Source organism: Nocardioides sp. (genome assembly GCF_047607185.1).
Lineage (GTDB): Bacteria > Actinomycetota > Actinomycetes > Propionibacteriales > Nocardioidaceae > Nocardioides.
The window spans coordinates 1-3211 of record NZ_JASGDQ010000097.1 but is presented as its reverse complement, the minus strand read 5'-3'; the positions used below and the strand labels follow the sequence as shown (position 1 = coordinate 3211).

The window sequence follows — 3211 nt, the reverse complement described above, 5'->3', positions numbered from 1 at the left end:
GATCGAGCGTGTCAATCTTCCGAGCAACGCCCTGCGTCGGCTGCCGCGCGAGTTCTCCGGCGGCCAACGTCAGCGCATCGCGATCGCTCGCTCTCTCATGGTGGATCCGAAGCTCGTCGTGTGCGATGAGCCCGTTAGCGCCCTCGACGTCTCCACTCAGGATCGAGTCATGGAACTCTTCGAGGAGATCCAGGTCCAGACCGGAGTCGCGTATCTGTTCATCGCCCATGATCTCGCGCTCGTCAGGCACATCTCCCAGCGCGTGGCTGTGATGTATCGAGGTGAGGTCGTGGAACGGGGTGATGCCGAAGTGATCGGCTCGCGGCCGCAGCATCCCTACACGAAGAAGCTGCTGCTCGCTGCGCCGGTCCCGGATCCTCGGCGGCAGCGCGAGCGTCGTGAGCTCCGTTGGGCGGTGGAGGACGCCTCGGCTCTTGCGGAGACCGGAGTGGTCCGCACTCGTTCGACGTGACGAGCGCGGACCCCTCCCGGCCGCCGTGCCGAGGGCGAGATGCTGCTCAGGGCCCGAAGCAAGCGCGGACGAAGCTCACGTAGGCAGCCCCCGCGCCGCTCTCATGGTCGACGCCGATGGTGACTTCAGTTGTCGTCGTCAGGCCGGGAGTCGGGAGGGAGCAGAGCAGATCGTAGAAGCGGGTGATCTGGGTCCCGAGGTCGCGATAGATCTGGATAGGTCCGAACATCTCCAGATCAGCGACGGTGAGGTGCAGATGCCGCTCACGCGAACTCGAGGAGTTGCGTTCGGCGAATTCCCGGTACAGGGCGAAGATCTGGCTGTCCGGGACGAGCATCCCAGGGCTGCTCGCGCCGTATCGGGAGAAGAGCGTGCTGTCGGCGGTCAGCGCGAAGAGCGCGAAGGCGCCGCCGTAGGAGAACCCGAACAGGCCGGCATCGCCGCTGCTGACGCGGTGCGCGGATGCGACAGCCGGATGCAGCTCCTGTTCGATGAATCTGAGAAACCTGTCCGCTGTCCCCTTCGAGCTGCTTTCGAGAAACCGCTCGCTGATGGCATCGCCAGCCACACCCTCACCTGCGCGGATGTGCTGGCGGATGTAGTCCGGCATTGCGGGATTCATCGGCTCTCCTGCTGGCAGGAAGTCGAGATAGCGGAGGACCGACGCCTCTCGGCCGACCTCGAACGGGTATCCGATCGTGACCTGGACGAATGGGGGGACTCCGCGGACCGCCTCTGTGCTGGTGAGTCGACGATGGAGGTGTTCGATCAGGCTGCCGTGGGACTGGCCATCGAGCGCGTAGGCCACGGGCAGAGGTGCCTCTGCTGCGGCGTATCCGGCGGGGCGTGCGACCGAGATGGCGTACCGGCGACCCGTGGCGTCGGAGTCGATCTCGAAATAGGTCACATCCTGTCCGATCACTCGGGTGGCGAAGCCCCCTCGGGTTGGTGGGGTGATTCTCGTCATGGGGGCTCCTCGGTGAGTCGTCGTGCGTATGAGGCGTCGACGGGTCGCATCAACGCTCTCGCATTGGGCGCTTCGAGCACCTCGATGCACATCATCTTACACATGTCATATAGACTGACATTTACGCACGGGGTAGGCGCTCTTCGAAGATCGTCGTCTTGTCGGCTCATTCCACGCGCGTATGGGTGCGTGAACTCGACAGTTCGGCTGCATGGCGCTATCGGAGCGCCCGGCGTCATACCGGCTGGTCGACGTGATTCTTGATGTGCTCGCGCAGGTACGTGAGGTGCTCGGTCACTGCCGCCTGTGCCGCCTCCGGATCCTGAACGGTGATGGCTTTGACGATCGCGACATGCTGGGCGAAAGTCTGGCGACCGACATCGGGCGACAGGTCGAGATACGCGACCGGCTCCGATTCGCTGTGCAGGGCGTACACCAGCGAGGCGAGGATGCGATTGCCGGACATGCGCGCGATGGCGATGTGGAAGCGCGCGTCGAGATCGGCGATCAGCGGGTCGTCCACTGAGCGGGATCGTTGCTCGTCGATGATGTCCTTGAGCTCGGCCACGTCCTCGTCCGTGCGGTTACGTGCGGCGAGCGAGGCGGCCGGGATCTCAAGGTACTGACGGACGAGCGAGACCTCGTTGAAGTTCACGCTGCCCAACTGGATCAGGTTGTGCATCGATTCCTGCACGACCTGTCCGAGGGCATGGTGATCAACGGTCTGGACGAAGCTGCCGCCACCGGCGCCGGGAACCTTGTTGATGAGTCCTTGCGTCTCGAGTGCCGAGAGCGCCTCGCGGATCGTCGGACGGCTGACGCTGAACTGGCGGGCCAGCTCGGTCTCGGGAGGGAGGCGTTCTCCGCTGCGAAGCTGGCCGCTGAGGATCGCCTTGCGTAGCGACTCCTCGACCTGCTGCCGTGGACGGAGCACCTTCTGCCCGATGACGCGTTGAGTCGTGGAGCTGGCAATGCTGCTGTCTTTCGCCACGGCCGTTCCTTCCGTGCTTGTGAGATGCCTTTGACACTAACAGTCGTACGACCGAACTGATGATAGGCGCGAGCGCCGGACGCAACAGCGGATTGATCAGTGTGACTTTCTGTCAGTTGACATTTGCTATAATTGTCAGATAGTATACGTCCATGGGAGATCGCAACACCGTGGGTAATGTCACGCCGTGCGGACCCCTCGCAGGGCTGCGGGTGGTCGACCTCACGACGTCGTATGCCGGCCCCACCGCGTCCATGTACCTGGCCGACCTCGGCGCCGACGTCATCAAGGTTGAGAAGCCGGGAGTGGGCGACGACGCCCGTGGCTGGGGCCCGCCGTTCATCGACGGCGAGTCGGCGTGGTTCGCGTCGGCCAACCGCAACAAGCGCTCGCTGGTGCTTGACGTTCGCGATCCGGAGGGCATGTGCGCACTCAAGGAACTCATCGCCCAGGCCGATGTGTTCATGCAGAACCTCAATCCCTCCAAGCTCACCCGCCTCGGTGTCGATCCGGAGACCCTGCGTGCGGCGCAGCCGTCGTTGATCTACTGTGCGATGTCAGGATTCGGCCTCGACGGGCCCGCACATGCCGAGCCCGGCTACGACCTCGCGGCCCAGGCCCGGTCGGGTCTCATGTCGGTGACCGGCGCCAAGGGCGGTCCGCCGCAGCGTGTGTCGACCGCCATGTCCGACGTGGTGACCGGGATGTGCGCGGCCCTCGCGATCAGCGCCGCGGTAGTGCGCCAGCGGGCTGAGGGTACCGGAGACCTGATCGACGTGTC

Annotated in this window: 4 protein-coding genes; 2 read left to right on the top strand and 2 right to left on the bottom strand. The window is 64.5% G+C overall.

The window, feature by feature from the left end; all coding sequences use genetic code 11:
- On the top strand, positions 1-472 hold a 472-nt coding region (locus QM595_RS11605; RefSeq protein WP_415171712.1), incomplete at its 5' end, for an ATP-binding cassette domain-containing protein.
- 46 nt (positions 473-518) lie between these two features.
- On the opposite strand, the gene QM595_RS11600 is transcribed toward QM595_RS11605, so the two are convergent.
- Together QM595_RS11600 and QM595_RS11595 are read right to left on the bottom strand one after the other, a co-directional pair.
- On the bottom strand, positions 519-1439 hold the full coding sequence (locus tag QM595_RS11600) for an alpha/beta hydrolase (protein ID WP_415171711.1): 921 nt from the start codon (positions 1437-1439) through the stop codon (positions 519-521).
- Between the two features lie 235 nt (positions 1440-1674).
- Positions 1675-2430 carry a FadR/GntR family transcriptional regulator gene (locus tag QM595_RS11595; RefSeq protein WP_415171710.1) on the bottom strand — a complete coding sequence of 252 codons (756 nt, stop codon included), beginning with the start codon at positions 2428-2430 and terminating at the stop codon, positions 1675-1677.
- 152 nt (positions 2431-2582) lie between these two features.
- Between QM595_RS11595 and QM595_RS11590 the strand changes: the two genes are divergently transcribed.
- The coding region (locus QM595_RS11590) for a CaiB/BaiF CoA transferase family protein (protein ID WP_415171709.1) at positions 2583-3211 on the top strand (629 nt) is incomplete at its 3' end.

What these genes read in the sequence shown, in the direction of transcription:
- QM595_RS11600 (WP_415171711.1), bottom strand. Translation starts at nt 1,439, where the DNA reads ATGACGAGAATCACCCCACCAACCCGAGGGGGCTTCGCCACCCGAGTG.